This is a genomic window from Vagococcus fluvialis (genome assembly GCF_048815235.1).
In the GTDB taxonomy this organism is placed as follows: domain Bacteria; phylum Bacillota; class Bacilli; order Lactobacillales; family Vagococcaceae; genus Vagococcus.
In genome coordinates this window covers 49,256-68,858 of the sequence record NZ_JBMEAO010000014.1, presented here as the reverse complement: position 1 = coordinate 68,858, position 19,603 = coordinate 49,256, and the positions used below count along the sequence as shown (strand labels likewise).

The following is a 19,603-nucleotide window of genomic DNA, read 5'->3' as shown; positions in this document are numbered from 1 at the left end:
GAGTATGGCAATTAAGCCAATTGATATTACAAATAAAAGCTTTAATTCAAAACTTAAAGGATACAATAAAGACGAAGTAGATGATTTCTTAGATCAAATCGCTTTAGAAGTTGAAAAATTAAGTACTGAAAACAGAGAATTAGAAAAAAAAGCTAAACAAGCTGAAGAAAAATTAAGCTACTTTAACGAATTAAAAGATTCATTAAACCAATCAATCATTGTCGCTCAAGATACAGCAGACAAATTAAAAGAAAATGCAACAAAAGAAAGCGACTTAGCTATTCAACAAGCTCAAGCTCAATCAGAAGATATCTTAGCTCATGCTAATAAAATGAGTGAAGAATTAATTACTGGTTCAACTAATAAAGCCAACGAAATTTTAATGGAAGCAAGCGAACGTGCTCGTCAATTAGCTGTTGAAACAGATGATTTGAAGAAAAAAACACGTGTTTTCCACAGAAATTTATCTGTTCTGTTAGAATCACAATTACAAATTGTGAAAAGTGGCGAGTGGGATGAGTTATTAAAACCATTTGGTGCCTATGTTGACAGTAGTCATCAAGCATTCAAAGAAGTTTTAGATGCAGTTGAAGCTTCAACTGGTGGCGATCCAACACCCGTAGCTGTAGAAGTAAAACCTGATTTTAAAGAAGAAACACAAGAAAAAAAATCAGAAACTAAAAAAGAAATTGTTTTACCAGATATGAAAAAATCTGAACCAGCAGTAGAACAAACAAAAGATTTCAGTAAAAAATCAGCTCGTCCAGAGCGTGCTAATAGAAATCGCGTAAAATAATAAATGAAATAGAAAAGCTTATTTTATTCTTTTAGTGAGTTGGGAAATAGTGAAAACCCAATAAGACCCTAAAATAAGAAAGATCCTTCATTTAATGATTAGCTGAATCCTAGTAAGCTAATCCGGTTAAAGACCGTTAACATGAAAGAGTACGTCTAATTTTTAGACTGAAAATATGGGTGGTAACACGAAGACTTCGTCCCTTTTCCAAGGGGAGGAGTCTTTTTTTATTGCCAAAAAAGAGAGGACAAATAAAATGAAAACAAAAGAGACATTGCATTTAGGTAAAACGGGTTTTCCGATGCGTGGGAACTTACCTAACAGAGAAGTTGAATGGCAAAAAGGATGGGAAGAAAACAAGATTTATGAGCGTCGCCAAGAATTAAATGAAGGTAAACCAACATTTGTTCTTCATGATGGACCTCCATATGCAAATGGAAATATTCACTTAGGTCATGCTTTAAATAAAATTAGTAAAGACATTATTGTTCGTTCCAAATCAATGGCTGGCTTTAGAGCTCCTTACGTACCTGGTTGGGATACTCATGGTTTACCGATTGAACAAGTGTTAACAAATAAAGGCGTTAAGCGTAAAGAAATGTCACGAGCTGAATACCTTAAAAAATGTGAAGAGTATGCTTTAACACAAGTAGATACTCAAAGAGAAGACTTCAAACGTTTAGGGATTGCTGGTGAGTGGGATAACCCATATGTGACTTTAACACCAGATTATGAAGCTGCTCAAATTCGCGTATTTGGTAAAATGGCTGAAAAAGGTTATATTTACAAAGGCTTAAAACCAATTTATTGGTCACCATCAAGTGAATCTTCATTAGCAGAAGCGGAAATTGAATATAAAGATGTAAAATCAGCTTCTATTTATGTTGCATTCAAAGTTAAAGATGGAAAAGGAAAATTAGCAGATGATGTTAACTTTGTTATCTGGACAACAACGCCTTGGACTTTACCCGCTAACTTAGCGATTACTGTTAATGCTGATTTTGCTTACGTGATTGTTTTAGTTGATGGTAAAAAATATGTTGTAGCGAAAGAATTACTTGAAACAGTATCAACTGCAATTGGTTGGGAAAACCCAGAAATTATTGAAGAATTTAAAGGTGAAGTCTTAGAAGGAATGACAGCTCAACATCCATTCTATGACCGTGAATCTCAATTATTATTAGGAGACCATGTTACTTTAGAAGCTGGTACTGGTTTAGTTCATACAGCACCAGGACACGGGGAAGATGACTATATTGTTTCTCGTAAATATGGTATTGATGTTATCTCACCTGTTGATAACCGTGGTTGCTTTACAGAAGAAGCTCCTGGATTTGAAGGAGTATTCTACGACAAAGCTAATCCAATGATTACTGAATTACTTGAAGAAAAAGGAGCGCTATTAAAATTAGACTTCTTTACACATAGTTATCCACATGACTGGAGAACTAAAAAACCGGTTATTTTCCGTGCAACACCACAATGGTTTGCATCAATTGATAAATTCAGAGATAACATTTTAACTGAAATTGAAAAAGTAGATTGGATTATCCCTTGGGGTAAAACACGTCTTTACAATATGGTTCGTGACCGCGGAGATTGGGTAATTTCTCGTCAACGTGCTTGGGGAGTTCCATTACCAATTTTCTACGGTGAAAATGATGAAGCCATTATCACACCAGAAACAATTGAGCACACAGCTAATTTATTTGCTGAACATGGTTCACGTGTTTGGTATGAACGTGAAGCTAAAGATTTATTACCAGAAGGATTTACTCATCCAAGTAGTCCAAATGGTGAGTTTAGAAAAGAAACTGACATTATGGATGTTTGGTTTGACTCTGGTTCTTCTCATGAAGCTGTTTTAAGAGGCCGTGAGAACTTAACATTCCCAGCTGATTTATACTTAGAAGGTTCTGACCAATACCGTGGTTGGTTCAACTCAAGTATTACGACAAGTGTTGCTATTAATGGTGTTTCTCCATATAAAGCAGTTATTTCTCAAGGATTTACGTTAGATCCTCAAGGTCGTAAACAAAGTAAATCATTAGGAAATACAATTGAACCTGGTAAAGTAACTAACCAATTAGGTGCTGATATCTTACGTCTGTGGGTAGCAAGTGTGGATTATGAGTCAGATGTTCGTGTTGATATGAACACTCTAAACTCAATTGCAGAAGTGTATCGTAAAATCCGTAACACTATGCGTTTCTTATTAGCTAACACATCTGATTTTGATGCTAAAAAAGATGCTGTAGCTTATGAAGATTTACGTTCTGTGGATAAATATTTAATGGTTCGCTTAAATCAAGAAATTAAAACAATTAGAGAAAAAGGTTACGACAGTTATTCATTCTCAACTGTGTATAAGAGCTTAGTTAACTTCTGTAACAATGAGTTATCATCATTCTACTTAGATTTTGCTAAAGATGTTGTGTATATTGAAGCAGAAAATAACTATGATCGCCGTGCTATGCAAACTGTTTTCTATGAAGTATTAGTGGCATTAACTAAATTAATGACGCCAATCCTACCTCATACTGCTGAAGAGATTTGGGAGTACTTACAAGAAGAAGAAGAATACGTTCAGTTAGCTGAATTACCAGGATACACAACTTTTGCTGACCAAGATGATATTTTAGAATTATGGAATAACTTCATGCCTTTAAGAGATAATGTCTTAAAAGCTTTAGAAGAAGCTCGTAACGAAAAATTAATCGGTAAGTCATTTGAAGCGAAAGTAACACTTTACCCTAATGAAGCGACTAAAGTATTATTTGAAGCATTAAATACTAACTTAGAACAAGTTTTAATTGTTTCAGGATTAGAAATTGCTTCAAGCCAAGAAGAAGCACCAGAAAAAGCTATCAACTTTGAATCAATGGCAGTACTAGTTGAAAAAGCAACTGGTGAAACATGTCAACGTTGTCGCGCGGTTAAAGAAGATGTAGGAAGCCACGAAAAATTAGCTAACCTGTGTCATCGTTGTGCAACAATCGTAGAAGAAAACTTCCCAGAAGCATTAGCTGAAGGACTAGAATAAAAAATAAAAATTGTGATATAAGTGGATAACTTATATCACAATTTTTTTATACTAAAAAAGCAACACGCATTGATTTTAGAATCAGTACGAGTTGCTTTTTGTTGTTATTAATCTAATAAACCTTGTTCTTTATACCATGTATCAGGATGCCAAACCCATTGTTTACCTTCTTTTTCAAGTAAATCAAAAGAACATTGTGGTCCCATTGAACCAGCAGGATAGTTAGGGAAATTAACATTACCTTTATCCCATGTTTCACGAATCGTATCAACAATTTTCCATGAACTGGCTACTTCATCCCAATGAGTAAAGTTGGTTGCGTCCCCTTTGAGACAGTCTAAAATTAATTTTTCGTAGGCTTCAGGACTGTTAAATAGATTCTCTTGAGAGTGACGGTAATCTAATTTAACAGGGTCGATGTTAAAACCATCTCCTACTTCTTTACCATTTAAAGTTAAAGAGAAACCTTCTGTTGGTTGGATATAGATAGTTAAAATGTTTTCAGGTAATTTACTTTCTAGATCATTGCCTTCTCTAAAGACATTGATTGGAGTTGATTTGAAGACGATATTAATACGTGTTCCTTTTTCAGTCATTCGTTTACCTGTTCGAACGTAGAATGGTACACCTGCCCATCTAAAGTTATCAATCAAGAATTTTCCAGCAAGGAAAGTTTCTGTTTGAGAATTAGGATCTACACCAGGTTCATTTGTGTAACCAGCAAATGTTTGGTTAGATAATTCTCCAGGACCGTACTGACCACGAACAAAGTTTTCTTTAACTTCTTCTTCATTGTAAATTCGGATTGATTTTAAGGCATTAATTTTTTCTGTACGAATGGCTTCATCAGAGAAAACAGTAGGTGGTTCCATAGCTAAAAGAGCTACAACTTGTAAGATATGATTTTGAAGCATATCTTTTAAGGCACCACTTTGGTCATAATAACCACCACGCTCTTCAACGCCTACAGATTCTGCTAAAGTAACTTGTACATTATCAATATATTTATAATTCCAAAGTGATTCAAAAATATTATTGCCAAAACGGACAGCAGAAATGTTTTGAATCATTTCTTTTCCTAGATAATGGTCTATACGGAAAATTTGCTCTTCATCAAAACTAGCAGAAATTTCATTGTTTAATTCAAGAGCTGTTTGATAATCAGTTCCAAATGGTTTTTCAATGATTAAACGATTAAAGCCATTTTCAGTCATAATATTTTGAGATTTGATGTGTTTAGAGATAGTTCCAAAAAAGCGAGGGGCCATAGCTAAGTAAAATAAGCGATTGCCATTAAGTTCGTATTTTTGGTCTAATTGGTTTGCTAGCTGTCCTAGCAAATGATACTCCTCAGTGTTATCAACATTGTGAGTTTGGTAATAAAAATGACTAACAAATTTGTCTAAATCTTCTTTAGTTGGATTTAGAGATTGAATGGAATCTGCTACAACTTCACGAAAATGCTCATCAGACCAGTTACTACGGGCTGTTCCAATAACAGCAAAGTGTTGATTGATGTTTCCTTTTCGGAATAGTCTAAATAAAGATGGGTATAGCTTACGCTTAGCTAAATCCCCTGTTCCTCCAAATATAATAAATAACGCTTTATTTTCTTGCAACATAGCAGAGCCTACTTTCCTAACAATAGTGAGATTTCATCGAATAATATTCATTATATATTCTACTTGTAAAAGCCGAACAATGCAATCAATAAGAGTTTATTTTATATTTAATTCTCTAAAAAAGAAACAAAAAGGCATGGAGACAGACTTATTTTTCTGATATGCTATAGAGAAAGAAAAGAAGAGAGGTCAAAATCCGTGGCAAAACAATATTCAGAAAAACATCAAATCCCGTACTATGAGTGTGATACGACTCAATACTTAAAAATTCCAACATTAGTTAAAATGCTTATTAAAATATCAGGTGCTCAAAGCGAGAGTTTAGGAGTAAGTGATGAGTACATGGCTTCTCTTGGATTAGGTTGGATTATTTTACAACATGATATAGATATTAAAAGATTACCTCAGACTGGTGAGACAATTACGTTAACAACTGAGGCTGAAAGTTATAATAAATTTTTCTGTTACCGTCATTTCTGGGTTCATGATGAAGCCGGTAACGAGTGTGCTTTTATGAGTACAACATTTGCTATTATGGATATGAAAGAGCGTAAAATGGGAAGTGTTGATGAAGAAATTATTGCTCCTTTTGAATCAGAAAAAATTAAACGAATTAAACGTGGTGAAAAAATTCTACCTGTTGAAACGGCTATGGGCGAAAAAGATTATACCGTTCGTTATTATGACATTGATTTAAATAAACATGTTAATAATGCGGTTTATTTGGATTGGATAGTGGATTCTTTAGATGCTAAATTTTTATTAGCCCATACACCAGAAAAAATTTCGATTAAATTCAATAAAGAAGTACTATATGGTGATAAAGTATTTAGTAGTTATGAACTCAAAGAAGAAGAGCGTGTCAGCTACCACCAAATCGTGTCAAAAGATGACATTAGTGCAGAAGCTAATATTGTGTGGCAAGCTAAAAATTAAATTTTCTCTAGGTTACTTGTGACAAATTAGTGAAACACTTGCAAAAGTTAGTATCTAGGAGTATTTTTAAAAAAAAGTTATTTTATTTTTCTCGGGAGGAAACAGATATGAAGTATTTTAATAAATCATCTAAACTAGATTATGTCAGCTATGACGTACGTGGACCTGTACTCGAAGAAGCTGAAAGAATGCAAAAAAAAGGAATTGATATCATTAAGCTAAATACAGGAAATCCTGCAGCTTTTGATTTTAAGGCTCCGAATGAAATTATTAATGATTTAATTACCAATGCGAGACAATCAGAAGGCTATTCTGATTCAAAAGGTATTTTTTCTGCTCGTAAAGCCATTCAACAGTACTGCCAACTAAAGGGATTCCCAAATGTTGGTATGGATGATATTTATACGGGAAATGGTGTCAGTGAGTTAATCACAATGTCTATGCAAGGATTAATTGACAATGGAGATGAGATTTTAGTTCCAATGCCAGATTATCCCTTATGGACAGCAGCTGTTACATTATCAGGAGGAAATGCCGTTCATTATGTCTGTGATGAAGAAGCAGAATGGTATCCAGATATGGCTGATATTAGAAGTAAAATTACAAGTCGAACAAAAGCAATTGTTTTGATTAATCCTAATAATCCAACAGGAGCTCTTTACCCCAAAGAAGTCTTAGAAGAAATTGTTAAAATAGCTCGTGAGCATCAATTGATTATTTATTCAGATGAAATTTACGACCGTTTAGTAATGGATGGATTAGAGCATGTTTCTATTGCGACCTTAGCGCCAGATTTATGTGTGATTACCTTTAATGGTTTATCAAAATCTCATCGTGTAGCAGGATTTAGATGTGGTTGGATGGTCATTAGTGGAGAGAAACGCCATGTTAAAGGATATATTGAAGGCTTAAACATGTTAGCTTCTATGCGACTATGTTCTAATGTGTTATCTCAACAAATTATTCAAACAGCCTTAGGTGGATATCAAAGTGTGGATGAGTTACTACTTCCAGGAGGACGTATTTATGAGCAACGTGAATTTATTACAAATGCTTTAAATGACATTCCAGGAATTACAGCTAAAAAACCTAAAGCGGCCTTTTATATCTTCCCTAAAATTGATACTAAAAAATTCAATATTAGAGATGACGAGCAATTTGTTTTAGATTTCTTACATGAAAAACATGTATTACTTGTTCATGGAAAAGGATTTAATATGACGACACCTGATCATTTTAGAATTGTTTACTTACCAAAAATTGACCAGTTGAAGCAAACAACGGATTCATTAGCAGATTTTTTATTAACTTATAAGCAAAAGTAAATTAAATGTATTAATAGAAGAAAATAAAAAAAACCAAGAATGAGATTCTTGGTTTTTTTGTTTGGGATTTTGTTAGGCAGTTATACTTTTTTTACTAACTACTAAACGCCCTAAATATTTGTCTTTGATTTCTAAAGAAGGATTTATAACACTGATAAGAACAGAGTTTTCGTACTCTTTTTCAATGGTTCCTTCGAATTTTAAACCTTGCCAATCAAAAGTTACGGTACTATTAATTTCCAAATCGTAGTGCTCCTATCTCAAGTTATATACTATAAAAAATACTATTTATTTAATAATGGATTTATTATAGCACAATTTGTGTATAAAAAAAGTCTTATTTTTAAAATAATACTAAAAAAATAGGTGAAATGTTTTATATCCAGTTATTGAAGATCTGTTATTGTATAGACCATTCCTTGACGAAAAAAAGAATTAGTGATAGTTTATAGGTAAATCAAATAGAGAAGGAAGTTTTGTCCATGAAAACAGTCATTTATGCAGAAAAATTTTTCTTAACAAGTGGAGTAGAAGGGCCAGGATATTTAGATGTAAGTAATGGCGTTTTTGGTAAGCTAACAAAAGAAAAACCAAATGACACCACAGAAGTGATTGATTATACAGGTAAATGGATTGCCCCAGGTTTAGTTGATACTCATATTCACGGGTTTAAAAATAACGATGTAATGGATAACAATGCTGATGGTATTAAACAAATGTCTGAAGATTTATTATCTTGTGGAGTAACGTCATTTTTACCAACAACATTAACATCTGGCCGTGACGAATTAACAGCTGTTGCTAAAACGATTGGTGAAGTTTACCAAGACGTTAAAGGAGCTAAAATTCAAGGGATTTATTTTGAAGGACCTTTCTTTACAGAAGAGTATAAAGGCGCTCAAAATCCAGATTATTTCTCAGACCCTAGTCTTGATATTTTTAATGAATGGCAAGAAGCTTCAGGTGGGATTATTAAAAAAATTGCATTAGCACCTGAAAGAGATGGCGTTTCTGAATTTGTTAAAGAAGTAACTGATAGCGGAGTAGTAGTGGCTTTAGGTCATAGTAATGCAACTCTTGATGAAGCACGTGAAGCGGTTGAATGCGGCGCAAGTGTCTTTGTTCATGCTTTTAATGGTATGAGAGGATTAAATCACCGTGAACCAGGAATGGTTGGAGCGGCGATGAATTTGAAACATGTCTTCTCAGAATTAATTTGTGATGGTCATCATGTTCATCCTGATGCTGCACAAATCTTGATGGAAAAAGCAGGTCATGACCATGTTGCTTTAATTACTGACTGTATGATGGCAGGCGGTATGCCTGATGGAAATTACATGTTAGGTGAATTCCCAGTAGTTGTAAAAGATGGAACTGCTAGAATGGAAGAAGGAAACTTAGCAGGAAGTATTTTAAGACTAAAAGAAGCTGTTAAAAACGTGGTTGAATGGGGAATTGCAACACCAGAAGAAGCGATTATGATGGCTACTTATGTGCCTGCAGTTAGTTGTAAAATGGAAGATGTTTGTGGTAGTATCACTCGCGGACGTGCTGCTGACTTTATCGTTTTATCAGATAAATTAGATTTAGAAGCAACATACCTAGACGGCGTGTGTCGTTATCAAGTACAATAAAATAGAACAACTAGGTTGGCCTAATTGGTCAACCTTTTTCAATTTAAAAGGAGGCAAAAGCCATGTATCAAGAGAGAATTGCTAAAGTATTAGAAAAGATGAAGAGTTTAGGACAGACGCAATTAATCATTTCAGATCCAATGACAATATTTTATTTAACAGGAAAAATGATTGAACCAGGTGAGAGGCTAGTTGCTCTTATTTTAAAATCTGATGACAATCATGTCGCAGTTATTAATCGCTTATTCCCAGTATTAGAATCAGAAATCAATATGCCAATTATTCCAGTAGATGATACCAACGAAGGAAAAGGAATTGTTGTGTTATCAGAACAATTAAATCATGCAGAATCAATTGGTGTAGATAAGAATTGGCCAGCTGAATTTTTATTAGGTTTAATGAAACAAGTTGGAGCATCTTATGATCATTATACATTCAGCTCAGATATTACAGACGAGATTCGCGGGATTAAATCAGAAGACGAAATCAATTTAATGAAAGATGTTTCAAAAGACAATGATACTGCTGTTGGTTTATTAGCAGACTTAATTCCACTAGAACTAACAGAATTAGAAATGACTGAAAGACTAGGTGACATTTATGAAGACTTAGGCAATTCAGGCTTTTCATTTGATCCAATTGTTGCTTATGGAGCTAACGGGGCAGATCCACATCATATGAATGATGGCTCTACGGTTAAAAAAGGAGATAGCATTATCCTAGATATCGGTGGAGTTAAAAATGGTTACTGCTCAGATATGACGAGAACATTTTTCTATCAAGAAGTATCGGATAAAAGTCGTGAAGTCTATGAAACAGTATTAGAAGCTAACAAACGTGCCATTGCAACAGTTAAACCAGGAGTGACATTTGCAGAAATAGATGCTGCCGCTCGTGATTATATTACTGAAAAAGGTTACGGAGAATACTTTACTCATCGTACAGGACATTTTATTGGAATGGAATGTCACGAGGCAGGAGACGTGTCAGCGATTAATCATAATGTGGTTCAACCAGGGATGATTTTCTCAATCGAACCAGGCATTTATATTGCTGGTGAAGTAGGTGTGAGAATTGAAGATTTAGTTGTAGCAACTGAAGACGGTTGTGAATTATTAAATCACTATCCAAAAGAGTTAACGATTATTAAATAATAGAAAAGAGCTTTTTCAGCTAGATACAATTAGCTGAAAAAGCTCTTATTTCTATTCTTTAATTAAAAATACTTCTTCATCTGTGAAAGGATGTAATTGAAGTGTTGCTTGATAGGTTTCAATAATCGTTTCAACAGCTTCGTTTAAATACTTGTTACCAACGTGAGGTAGTGGGTATTCAGAGATGAAATTAAAGCCTTCGTAGGAGTTAAGTTCAGGTCCCATAGTAATATCATCCATCTCTTTAATATATTCGATATTAGGGCACATGATGATTGAACCAGCAGATTCTCCAATGTAGATTTTACCTTGCTTGATATGTTCTTTAATGAGTTCATCAACGCCACTTTTCTGAAGTTCTTGCATTAAATAAAAAGTATTACCTCCAGCAACATAAATATAGTCTGCTGCTTTAATTTGAGTAGCAATATTCGCGTCAAAAATATCGACACGGTTAACAGTTAAACTTAGGTCAATCCAAGCTTCTTCAGCTTTATCAACGTAGCTTTTTCTCTCTTCTGTATGGCTAGCTGTATCAATAAAAGCTACTGATTTGCCAGAAATATTTTCTCCTACAAAATCAGGGAATTGGTTGTAACTATCAGCAAATGAAGACACTAAAAATAATTTTTTCATGTTTTTTCTCCTTTAGTTAAGCGCTAAGATATGCGTTTCTAATTTTTTTTCCTCAAATTGAATAAAAAAGTCCCAAATAGATAAAGTAAAAATTTCTGAATCATTTTTATAGAGGTGTGACGGAATAACAAGTACAGTTACATCGTTACATAAAATCCAGTCGTTATCAATTGTTTTAGCCACCGTTTGATACGCAGCTAGATCTTCTTTATTCCATAAACTATCATCAGCTAAAAAATCAAGTTGTTGTAATAACTCCTGTTTCATTTGGTTATCTAAATCAAATAAGAGATAGTCATTTAAATCTGTGAGATTGTTTGCTTTTAAAGTAGATAAAAAGGATTGTGTTGTTTTAGACGAATCTAAGAAAGAAAGTTCTTTTATACTCATAAGACACCCACCTTATTTTTTATTTTCAATTCTAACATTAAAATCAATTTTATTAGAGTGAAGACTTTTAGCTTCCATATCAACAGCTATGGGCATGCCAATATCACCATCATAAATAGGAGCAACTCGGTAACGGATAGTATCACCTTCGTCAGCTGCTTTTCTGACCATATTTTCGTACTTGGTCATAAAAGGTGTATTAACCGGATTCTGATAAAGAGTGACTAGATTTTTTAAATCTTCCCCAGTCCCACCAAGTTGCTTACCAATCAGATGTCCTCGGGAATGATTATGAGGGTCTAATCCAGAAATAAAGCCAGGTGGTCTAATATCTTGAGAAGCACCAGTTCCTGTACCTATCATATCAGGTGTAATTAGAGCGTTAGCAGTAGTTGGACGATTTAAAGCATCCAATTTACCATATGTAATCCAGCCTTTTTTACTATCAGTTAACTCTTCTTTAGTAAAAGTTGACTGACCATTCTCGATAGGGCCAGGATTATCTCCTTTTTGACTTTTAGCTGCTTCCTTTGTTTCGACTTGCGGCTCGTTCCCTAAAATAATATCCATTATTTCAGGGAATTGTTTACCTGAAATAGCAAGAGCTAAAACGATAACTAAAACAACTAAAGCTGTTTTAGGATTAAAACTATTTTTTTGTGCTTGTTTTTTGACCATTGAAACCTCCTAAGAATCTTTGACGCTTTTATTATACGGGAATAAAGTAACAAGAACAAGAGTTCGTTATTATCTTCTGAGTTAGTTCGCTGATATTTCATAAAAAAACAACAATTATTTTGTTATAATGAAGATAAAATGAAAAAGAGAGGTGTCATGATGAGCTTTGTAGAAGTAAAAGATGTTTATAAAAGATATTACATGGGAGATAACGTCATTGTAGCTAATAACGGTGTTTCGTTTTCAATTGAAGAAGGGGAGTTTGTTGTGATATTAGGTCCTAGTGGGGCTGGTAAATCAACGGTTTTAAATATTCTTGGTGGTATGGATAGTTGTGAAGAGGGAGAAGTCATTGTTGATGGTGTTGATATTGCCAAACATAATAATAAGCAACTTACTACTTACCGCAGACTTGATGTAGGATTTGTTTTTCAATTTTATAATTTAGTTCCTAATTTGACAGCTAGAGAAAATGTTGAGTTAGCGTCTCAAGTATCTAAAGAAGCTTTAGATGTGGATGAGGTTTTAGAGATGGTGAATTTAACTCACCGAGTAAAGAACTTCCCAGCTCAATTATCTGGTGGGGAGCAACAACGTGTCGCTATTGCAAGAGCACTTGCTAAAAATCCGAAGTTACTTTTATGTGACGAACCAACAGGGGCTTTAGACTTTGAAACAGGTAAACAAGTACTAAAAATCTTAGAAGATACTTGTCGTAAGTACAAAACAACAGTCATCGTGATTACTCATAACTCAGAGATTGCTAAAATGGCAGATAGGGTTATTCGTGTGAATGGCGCGAAAGTTAGAAGTATCGAATTAAATCCTAATCCAATACCTGTAGAAGAAATAGAATGGTAGAGGTGGGATAATTATGGCAAAAAAAGCACTGAGAAAATCTAACATAAGAGAAATTTTTCAATCCAAAGCACGCTTTTTTTCTATTCTATTAATTATCTTTTTAGGGGTTTGTTTTTATGCAGGGATTAAAGCAACTGGTCCTGATATGATAAACACAGCAGATACCTATTATAAAAAGCAATCATTAATGGATAGTAAAGTGATGTCGACTTATGGGCTGGAAGACAAAGATTTAGACATAATTAAAAAGAACTCTAATGTGAAAGAAGCAGAAGGAAGTTACACTTTTGATTTTATTGAAAAGCAAGAAAACTCAGTTATTCGAGTGATGTCTTATGACACCAAATCAGAAAAAGCATTAAACAAACCACTACTAGTTGAGGGGCGTTTACCGAGTAAAACAGGTGAAATTGCTCTTGATAGTCGTGTAATAGAACTTGGTAAATACAAAGTAGGTGACAAACTAACTTTTGATAATCCTGATGGCAATTTAAAAGAAGACACTTATGAAGTTGTCGGCTTAGTAAAAAGTCCAATGTACATTGATCAAGTTTCAAGAGGCAATACAACCGTTGGAAAAGGTTCAGTTGACTTGTTCGGTGTTGTCCCAAAAGAAGCCTTTGATTCGGAAATTTGGACAGAAATTTATGTGTCTTATAAAAATACCGTAGATGAAGTTAGTTACAGTAAATCTTATGAGGATCAAATCGAAGCTAATCAAAAAGAATTGGAAAAAGAGTTAACACCAAGAATTAATGACCGATTTGATGAGATAAAAAATAAAGGTCAAAAAGAAATTGATTCAGCCAAAAATAAGATTTCTGATGGTGAAACTAAATTAGCTGATGCTACTTTGGCAATTACCAATGGAAAAAATGAACTTAAGACTCAAAAAGAAGGTTTAGAATTAGCTGAAACCATGGGGCAACCTGTTCCAGATGAAGCTAAAAAAGAGTTAGAAAAAGCTGAAGAAGAACTTAATAAGCAAGAGAAAAAAATTATAACTGAAAAAGAAAACTTAGAAAAAAGTAAATCAGAATTAAAAGAAGAGGAAAATAAACTAAGTGAGTTAGAGAAACCAGAATATCTCTACAAGGATAGAAATGATAATCCTGCATATAGTGAATACAAGGACAACGCAGACCGTATTTCTTCTATTGCGACTGTCTTTCCTGTTTTCTTCTTTATGATAGCAGCCCTTATTTGTCTAACGACTATGACTCGTATGGTAGATGAAAAACGAGGCGAAATAGGAACCTTAAAAGCTTTAGGTTATACAAACGGTGAGATAGCTAAGAAATTTATCATTTATGCGACATTAGCTAGTGTGATTGGAAGTGTCTTAGGATTAATAGTAGGGTATCACGTTTTCCCAACAGTGATTTTTAATGCTTACGGTTCTCTTTACAATCTACCACCAGTTATTATTACTTATTACACTAGTTATGCTGTTCAATCTGTGATTGTTGCATTACTGTGTACGTTGGTTTCAGCAATGGTTGTTTTAAGAGTTGACTTATTAAGTACACCAGCTGTCTTAATGCGACCTAAAGCACCTAAACCTGGTAAAAGAATCTTTTTAGAAAGAATACCATTTGTCTGGTCTAGAATGAACTTCAACCAAAAAGTGACAGCAAGAAACCTATTTAGATACAAACAAAGAATGCTAATGACTGTTTTAGGAATTGCGGGATGTATGGCGATGATTATTACAGGATTTGGCCTTAAAGATTCAATTGGAGATATTGTTGATTTACAATTTGGAAAAATTTGGCAATATGATGCCACTGTGACATATAATCCAGATGCGACTGAAGAGGAAAATAAAAACTATATCAGCGTTAGAGATGAATTAAAAGAAGTTGAGAATCATTTGCCTCTCTCTCAACAAACAGTTGAAGTGATTAAAAAAGGATATACAAAACAAGAGGTAGTCATTGATACGCCAAAAGATACAGAAGCTTTTAAAGATTTTATTGTCTTTAAAGAGCGTCAAAAGGAAGAGACTTATCAACTAGATGATAATGGGGTTATTATTAATGAAAAATTAGCTAACTTATTTGATGTTAAAGCGGGAGACACCTTATCCATTCAAACAGCAGATGATGAAGTTAAAGAGTTAAAAGTAGAGCATGTTACTGAAAACTATGCGATGCATTTTATTTATATGACACCCGCTTATTATCAAAAAATATTTGAGAAAGAACCTGAGTATAATGTTGATTTGTTGAAATTTAACGAGACTCTTTCTGAATCAGAAGAAGAGCAACTAGCTGAAAAACTAATGGATACCAAAAAAGCGATTAACGTAAGCTTTACAAGTACAATTGGCGAAGCTATGGATGACACAATGGGAAGTTTAAATATTGTTGTTTGGGTTCTGATTGTATCAGCTGCAATGTTAGCCTTTATTGTGTTATACAATTTAACTAACATTAATATCTCAGAAAGAATTAGAGAACTCTCAACAATTAAAGTGTTAGGTTTTTATGACAAAGAAGTAACGATGTATGTTTACCGCGAAAATAATATTCTAACGCTACTAGGTATTTTATTAGGTTGTGTGTTAGGTAAGTTGTTACATAGTTTTGTGATTAAAACGGCGGAAGTCGATATGATGATGTTTCCACCAGATATTCACTTAATTAGTTACGTGTATTCAGCTATATTGACACTTCTGTTTTCAAGTGTTGTTATGTATTTTATGCACCGAAAACTAAGAAAAGTAGACATGATTGAAGCGTTAAAATCAAATGAATAAAATAAGCCGTAGATGAGTCAAAAATCATCTACGGCTTATTTTTATGCTAATAATTGGTTTAGTTGTTTGGCTTGTTTGCGGTTATCATATTTTGTATAAAAATAAAAAGCAATAATGTGAAGAATCAAAGTTAATAGAACAATTAACCCAATATAAGGTTTAACAAGAGCAAACATCTCAGAAGAAAAAATAAAAACACTGAGAAGCCCACAAACACTATTGATGATAGTTGTTAGAAAGATATTAGTACTGGCTTTTAAAGTCGAATATTTCCAAAAATAAGGATAAGCTACGCCAAAAGTTAATCCAAATAGTAATCCGATTCCGATAATATGCCAGATGAAAGTAAATGGTACTGTTTTATCATAAAATAATAAAGTAGCTAAAAAAGTAATCCAGATAGTACTTCCTAAAGTAGTTTGAATAAAGCTTGATTTTAATTGTTTGAACATAATAATCTCTCCTTAATAGTTTTAGCATAATGGCGGCTTACCATATAATGCTGATGTGATTTGGTGATAATTTCGATACGTGCATGTTTTTCAGTTTGAAATAAGTGAACTTCTTTTAAATTAATTAAAGTTGACTGGTTGATTTGATAAAGATCAAACTCTTCTAGAAAAGCTAATTCTTTTAATCGCTTTGGGTAAAAGAAACTCTCTTGATTTTGTAAAATCACTTTGGATAAGTGTCCTAAAGCTTCAATTGCTTCGATTTCTTTTACTTGTATCACTTGATTGCGCCCATTACTAGGATGGGTAACGACTAGTGTGTGTTCTTTATTAAAGTGCATTTCTATAGATTGTAAAAATAATTTGTTATTAGGATGACTGATCAGGTCAATTTGTTGTGTGTCTTGTGTTTCATTCCAATGGAAGTTAAATTTCATGTTGTCTCCTCCTTACACCCATAGAATAGCAAGAAATAATTTTGATTTGTAGTTTAATTTGTTTAGTTGCAAAAAGAATTTACTTAGTTGCAAGAAAGACAATAAACATAATTGTTCTCAAATAAATAAATAGTTATTTATAAACTAAGACCTAAGACTGATTCGTCCGATTTTCCTGTCATTTTAAAGGGAAAATTGGTAAAATAGGAGTAGGAGTTTAGAAAGGAGTGTGCGGCATTTGATAGAAGGTTATCCTATTGACACGGTCTATTTGTATGTCTTAATTGGGTGTACGGTTATTTCGATTTTCTTATTTATTTTTGGAGATATTTTTGATTTTGATGGGCCGATTGATCCGATGTTAATCATTCCATGGCTGGCTTTTACCTCTTTATTTGGCATTGTTGGCGAGAAATTCTTTGATTTTAGTAGCCTTGTTATTTTGTTAGCTAGTGGAGGGTTATCTACTATTATCGTTTTTTTAATGAATTTTTATATTTTGGTACCTTTGCGAAATTCAGAATCAAGTTTATCTGTTTCTGAAAAAGATATTGAAGGAAGAACGGCTACAGTGATTACACCTATTCCTTTCCAAGGAATGGGAGAAATAAAAATATCTAGTGTGACAGGAAGTATGACACGTCCAGCTTCTTATTACGAAGCACAAGAAGTTGAAGTCAAGGCTGGAGATGAGGTCTTAATTATTGAAATCAAAGACCGAGTTTGTTACGTAGTACCGTACAAAGAAAATTTTGTTTAATAAAAAGGAGAGAACAAGAGTATGGGAATTTTATTATTACCAGTTGTATTAGTTGGGGTTATTTTATTAATGTTATTAGTGGTATTTGTATCTAAATATCAAACAGCACAACCAGATGAAGCGTTAATTATTAGTGGGAGTTACTTAGGCGTTAAAAACGTTCATAAGGATGACTCTGGAAATAAATTAAAAATAGTTCGTGGTGGAGGAGCATTCGTGTTACCAGTCTTCCAACGATCAAATCGTTTAAGTTTACTATCAAGTAAACTTGATGTATCAACACCAGAAGTTTATACAGAACAAGGTGTACCTGTTATGGCTGATGGTACATCAATTATTAAAATTGGTTCTTCAGTAGAAGAAATCGCAACAGCAGCAGAGCAATTCTTAGGTAAATCTCGTGAAGAGTTAGAAAATGAAGCACGAGAAGTATTAGAAGGTCATTTACGTTCGATTTTAGGGTCAATGACAGTAGAAGAAATTTATCAAAACCGTGATAAATTTAGTCAAAGTGTCCAAGAAGTAGCCAGTGTGGATTTAGCTAAAATGGGACTTGTGATTGTGTCATTTACGATTAAAGACGTAAGAGATAAAAATGGTTACTTAGATTCACTAGGTAAACCACGTATTGCTCAAGTGAAACGTGATGCAGAGATTGCTGAAGCTGAAGCAACAAAAGAAACACGTATTAAAAAAGCACAAGCTGAAAAAGAATCTCAAGAAGCCGAACTTGGACGTCAAACTGAGATTGCTGAAGCAACAAAAGAAAAAGAATTAAAACTAGCGGCTTATAAAGAAGAACAAGATATTGCTAAAGCCAAAGCTGACCAAGCTTACAACTTAGAAAGTGCTGTGGCACAACAAAAAGTAGTAGCCCAAGAGATGGAAGTTAAAGTTATTGAGCGTCAAAAACAAATTGAATTAGAAGAAAAAGAAATCACTCGTCGTGAGAAACAATACGATTCAGAAGTGAAGAAAAAAGCGGATGCTGATCGTTATGCGAAAGAACAAGAAGCTTTAGCAATGAAAGCTAAAGAAGTAGCAGAAGCAGAAGCGGAAAAATTCCGTGTGGAAGCGATGGCAGAAGCCAACGCAGCACAAGTACGTATGGATGGACAAGCTAAAGCCGATGCTATTTTAGCTCAAGGTCAAGCTCAAGCTGAAGCTAAAGCAAAAATTGCTGAAGCCTTCAAACAATACGGTGAAGCAGCTGTCTTAAGTATGGTGATTGAGATGTTACCAGAACTTGTTAAAGAAGCTTCTCAACCACTTGGAAATATTGAAAAAATCACAGTTGTTGATACAGGACAAGGTGGCAAAGATAGTGGAGCTAACAAAATCACTAATTACGCTACAAACCTTTTAGCTTCTTCTCAAGAAACATTAAAAGAAACAACAGGGTTAGATGTAAAAGAATTATTAGAAAGCTTTGCATCAAGAGGCTCTAAAAATGTTGTTAACTTAACAGATCATCAAGAAGATTAGATATCAAAAAGGACTAGCCAATGAAGATTGGCTAGTCCTTTTTATTATGCTTATTTAACTTGCTTAGATGCTTTAATAATTTTTGAAACAATACCGTATTGAACAGCTTCTTCAGCAGTCATCCAGTAGTTACGATCTGTGTCCTCAGATACTTTTTCGTAAGTTTGGCCAGTTGCTTTAGCAATTAAACGGTTTACGCGTTCACGCATTTTTACGATTTCACGAGCTTCAATTTGAATTTCAGTACTTTGTCCTTGAACCCCACCAGCTGGTTGATGAATCATGAAGCGTGTGTTTGGTAATGAGTAACGATTTTTTTTGTTTGCTGCTAGGAAAATAGTGATCCCAGCACTAGCTACCCATCCAGTTCCAATAACTTTTACTTCTGGTTTGACAAATTTAATCATGTCGTGGATTGTATCTCCAGCTTCAACATGACCACCTTGACTATTAATAAAAATAGTAATTGGGTCGTCACTAAGAGAAGCTAAAAGAAGAAGTTGACTACTAACTTCCTTTGCTAATTCTTGATTAATACCACCATAGATTAAGATAGTACGATTCTCAATCATTTTTTGTGTTAGTAAGCTGTTTACATCTTGTTTTTTTGTTTCTTCCATAAATTAAAAAACC

Annotated in this window: 18 protein-coding genes; 10 read left to right on the top strand and 8 right to left on the bottom strand. The window is 33.8% G+C overall.

Translation table 11 applies throughout. The annotated features are described in order from the left end of the window. Positions 1-4: 4 nt before the first annotated feature. Together ACODH8_RS10215 and ileS are read left to right on the top strand one after the other, a co-directional pair. On the top strand, positions 5-796 hold the full coding sequence (locus ACODH8_RS10215) for a DivIVA domain-containing protein (protein WP_332467004.1): 792 nt from the start codon (positions 5-7) through the stop codon (positions 794-796). Positions 797-1,052: 256 nt separating this feature from the next. Beyond that, on the top strand, positions 1,053-3,839 hold the full coding sequence (gene ileS / locus ACODH8_RS10210; protein ID WP_332467005.1) for an isoleucine--tRNA ligase: 2,787 nt from the start codon (positions 1,053-1,055) through the stop codon (positions 3,837-3,839). Positions 3,840-3,946: 107 nt separating this feature from the next. Here the strand turns inward: ileS and zwf are convergent, their stop codons facing one another. Beyond that, entirely contained in the window at positions 3,947-5,461 is a 1,515-nt protein-coding gene (gene zwf, locus ACODH8_RS10205; protein WP_332467006.1) for a glucose-6-phosphate dehydrogenase, read from the bottom strand. A gap of 198 nt (positions 5,462-5,659) precedes the next feature. On the opposite strand from zwf, the gene ACODH8_RS10200 reads away from it, so the two are divergent. Together ACODH8_RS10200 and ACODH8_RS10195 are read left to right on the top strand one after the other, a co-directional pair. Next, the gene (locus ACODH8_RS10200; protein WP_420517730.1) at positions 5,660-6,397 is read left to right on the top strand and encodes an acyl-[acyl-carrier-protein] thioesterase; all 738 of its coding nucleotides are present in this window, start codon (positions 5,660-5,662) and stop codon (positions 6,395-6,397) included. A gap of 107 nt (positions 6,398-6,504) precedes the next feature. Further along, positions 6,505-7,722, top strand: a complete 1,218-nt coding sequence (locus ACODH8_RS10195; protein ID WP_332467008.1) for a pyridoxal phosphate-dependent aminotransferase — start codon at positions 6,505-6,507, stop codon at positions 7,720-7,722. A gap of 72 nt (positions 7,723-7,794) precedes the next feature. On the opposite strand, the gene ACODH8_RS10190 is transcribed toward ACODH8_RS10195, so the two are convergent. Then, positions 7,795-7,965, bottom strand: coding sequence for a DUF2187 domain-containing protein (locus ACODH8_RS10190; protein WP_332467009.1), 171 nt, complete (start codon positions 7,963-7,965; stop codon positions 7,795-7,797). A gap of 239 nt (positions 7,966-8,204) precedes the next feature. Here ACODH8_RS10190 and nagA point away from each other — a divergent pair, with 239 nt between their 5' ends. Both nagA and ACODH8_RS10180 read left to right on the top strand, forming a co-directional pair. Beyond that, complete coding sequence (nagA, locus tag ACODH8_RS10185; RefSeq protein ID WP_332467010.1) at positions 8,205-9,356, top strand: N-acetylglucosamine-6-phosphate deacetylase; 1,152 nt, start codon at positions 8,205-8,207, stop codon at positions 9,354-9,356. A 62-nt stretch (positions 9,357-9,418) separates the two neighbouring features. Beyond that, complete coding sequence (locus ACODH8_RS10180) at positions 9,419-10,510, top strand: aminopeptidase P family protein (RefSeq protein ID WP_332467011.1); 1,092 nt, start codon at positions 9,419-9,421, stop codon at positions 10,508-10,510. Positions 10,511-10,561: 51 nt separating this feature from the next. On the opposite strand, the gene ACODH8_RS10175 is transcribed toward ACODH8_RS10180, so the two are convergent. Genes ACODH8_RS10175 through ACODH8_RS10165 form a run of 3 tightly spaced genes read right to left on the bottom strand, consistent with a single transcriptional unit; the run spans position 10,562 to position 12,214 of the window. Next, the gene (locus ACODH8_RS10175) at positions 10,562-11,146 is read right to left on the bottom strand and encodes a Type 1 glutamine amidotransferase-like domain-containing protein (RefSeq protein WP_332467012.1); all 585 of its coding nucleotides are present in this window, start codon (positions 11,144-11,146) and stop codon (positions 10,562-10,564) included. Between the two features lie 12 nt (positions 11,147-11,158). Continuing rightward, on the bottom strand, positions 11,159-11,536 hold the full coding sequence (locus tag ACODH8_RS10170) for a hypothetical protein (RefSeq protein ID WP_332467013.1): 378 nt from the start codon (positions 11,534-11,536) through the stop codon (positions 11,159-11,161). 12 nt (positions 11,537-11,548) lie between these two features. Then, positions 11,549-12,214 carry a DNA/RNA non-specific endonuclease gene (locus ACODH8_RS10165; protein ID WP_332467014.1) on the bottom strand — a complete coding sequence of 222 codons (666 nt, stop codon included), beginning with the start codon at positions 12,212-12,214 and terminating at the stop codon, positions 11,549-11,551. A gap of 159 nt (positions 12,215-12,373) precedes the next feature. On the opposite strand from ACODH8_RS10165, the gene ACODH8_RS10160 reads away from it, so the two are divergent. Then, entirely contained in the window at positions 12,374-13,075 is a 702-nt protein-coding gene (locus ACODH8_RS10160) for an ABC transporter ATP-binding protein (protein ID WP_420517729.1), read from the top strand. Between the two features lie 13 nt (positions 13,076-13,088). Continuing rightward, positions 13,089-15,836, top strand: coding sequence for an ABC transporter permease (locus tag ACODH8_RS10155; protein WP_332467016.1), 2,748 nt, complete (start codon positions 13,089-13,091; stop codon positions 15,834-15,836). A gap of 41 nt (positions 15,837-15,877) precedes the next feature. Here ACODH8_RS10155 and ACODH8_RS10150 read toward each other — a convergent pair whose 3' ends face one another. After that, positions 15,878-16,288: a hypothetical protein gene (locus ACODH8_RS10150; protein ID WP_332467017.1), complete on the bottom strand. Its 411-nt coding sequence runs from the start codon at positions 16,286-16,288 to the stop codon at positions 15,878-15,880. Then, entirely contained in the window at positions 16,273-16,725 is a 453-nt protein-coding gene (locus tag ACODH8_RS10145) for a LytTR family DNA-binding domain-containing protein (protein ID WP_332467018.1), read from the bottom strand. The genes ACODH8_RS10150 and ACODH8_RS10145 overlap by 16 nt, the downstream gene beginning before the upstream one ends. A 238-nt stretch (positions 16,726-16,963) precedes the next feature. Here ACODH8_RS10145 and ACODH8_RS10140 point away from each other — a divergent pair, with 238 nt between their 5' ends. Next, a complete protein-coding gene (locus ACODH8_RS10140) occupies positions 16,964-17,485 on the top strand; it encodes an NfeD family protein (protein WP_420503983.1) in 522 nt (173 codons plus the stop codon). A gap of 21 nt (positions 17,486-17,506) precedes the next feature. Then, on the top strand, positions 17,507-18,970 hold the full coding sequence (locus ACODH8_RS10135) for a flotillin family protein (protein WP_332467020.1): 1,464 nt from the start codon (positions 17,507-17,509) through the stop codon (positions 18,968-18,970). Between the two features lie 50 nt (positions 18,971-19,020). Here ACODH8_RS10135 and ACODH8_RS10130 read toward each other — a convergent pair whose 3' ends face one another. Continuing rightward, on the bottom strand, positions 19,021-19,590 hold the full coding sequence (locus tag ACODH8_RS10130; protein WP_332467021.1) for an ATP-dependent Clp protease proteolytic subunit: 570 nt from the start codon (positions 19,588-19,590) through the stop codon (positions 19,021-19,023). Between the last annotated feature and the right edge of the window lie 13 nt (positions 19,591-19,603).

Bases quoted from the DNA above. Each gene is read 5' to 3' on its own strand.
- ACODH8_RS10215 (WP_332467004.1), top strand. From the start codon at position 5: ATGGCAATTAAGCCAATTGATATTACAAATAAAAGCTTTAATTCAAAA.
- ileS (WP_332467005.1), top strand. From the start codon at position 1,053: ATGAAAACAAAAGAGACATTGCATTTAGGTAAAACGGGTTTTCCGATG.
- zwf (WP_332467006.1), bottom strand. From the start codon at position 5,461: ATGTTGCAAGAAAATAAAGCGTTATTTATTATATTTGGAGGAACAGGG.
- ACODH8_RS10195 (WP_332467008.1), top strand. From the start codon at position 6,505: ATGAAGTATTTTAATAAATCATCTAAACTAGATTATGTCAGCTATGAC.
- nagA (WP_332467010.1), top strand. From the start codon at position 8,205: ATGAAAACAGTCATTTATGCAGAAAAATTTTTCTTAACAAGTGGAGTA.
- ACODH8_RS10180 (WP_332467011.1), top strand. From the start codon at position 9,419: ATGTATCAAGAGAGAATTGCTAAAGTATTAGAAAAGATGAAGAGTTTA.
- ACODH8_RS10175 (WP_332467012.1), bottom strand. From the start codon at position 11,146: ATGAAAAAATTATTTTTAGTGTCTTCATTTGCTGATAGTTACAACCAA.
- ACODH8_RS10170 (WP_332467013.1), bottom strand. From the start codon at position 11,536: ATGAGTATAAAAGAACTTTCTTTCTTAGATTCGTCTAAAACAACACAA.
- ACODH8_RS10165 (WP_332467014.1), bottom strand. From the start codon at position 12,214: ATGGTCAAAAAACAAGCACAAAAAAATAGTTTTAATCCTAAAACAGCT.
- ACODH8_RS10160 (WP_420517729.1), top strand. From the start codon at position 12,374: ATGAGCTTTGTAGAAGTAAAAGATGTTTATAAAAGATATTACATGGGA.
- ACODH8_RS10155 (WP_332467016.1), top strand. From the start codon at position 13,089: ATGGCAAAAAAAGCACTGAGAAAATCTAACATAAGAGAAATTTTTCAA.
- ACODH8_RS10150 (WP_332467017.1), bottom strand. From the start codon at position 16,288: ATGTTCAAACAATTAAAATCAAGCTTTATTCAAACTACTTTAGGAAGT.
- ACODH8_RS10145 (WP_332467018.1), bottom strand. From the start codon at position 16,725: ATGAAATTTAACTTCCATTGGAATGAAACACAAGACACACAACAAATT.
- ACODH8_RS10135 (WP_332467020.1), top strand. From the start codon at position 17,507: ATGGGAATTTTATTATTACCAGTTGTATTAGTTGGGGTTATTTTATTA.
- ACODH8_RS10130 (WP_332467021.1), bottom strand. From the start codon at position 19,590: ATGGAAGAAACAAAAAAACAAGATGTAAACAGCTTACTAACACAAAAA.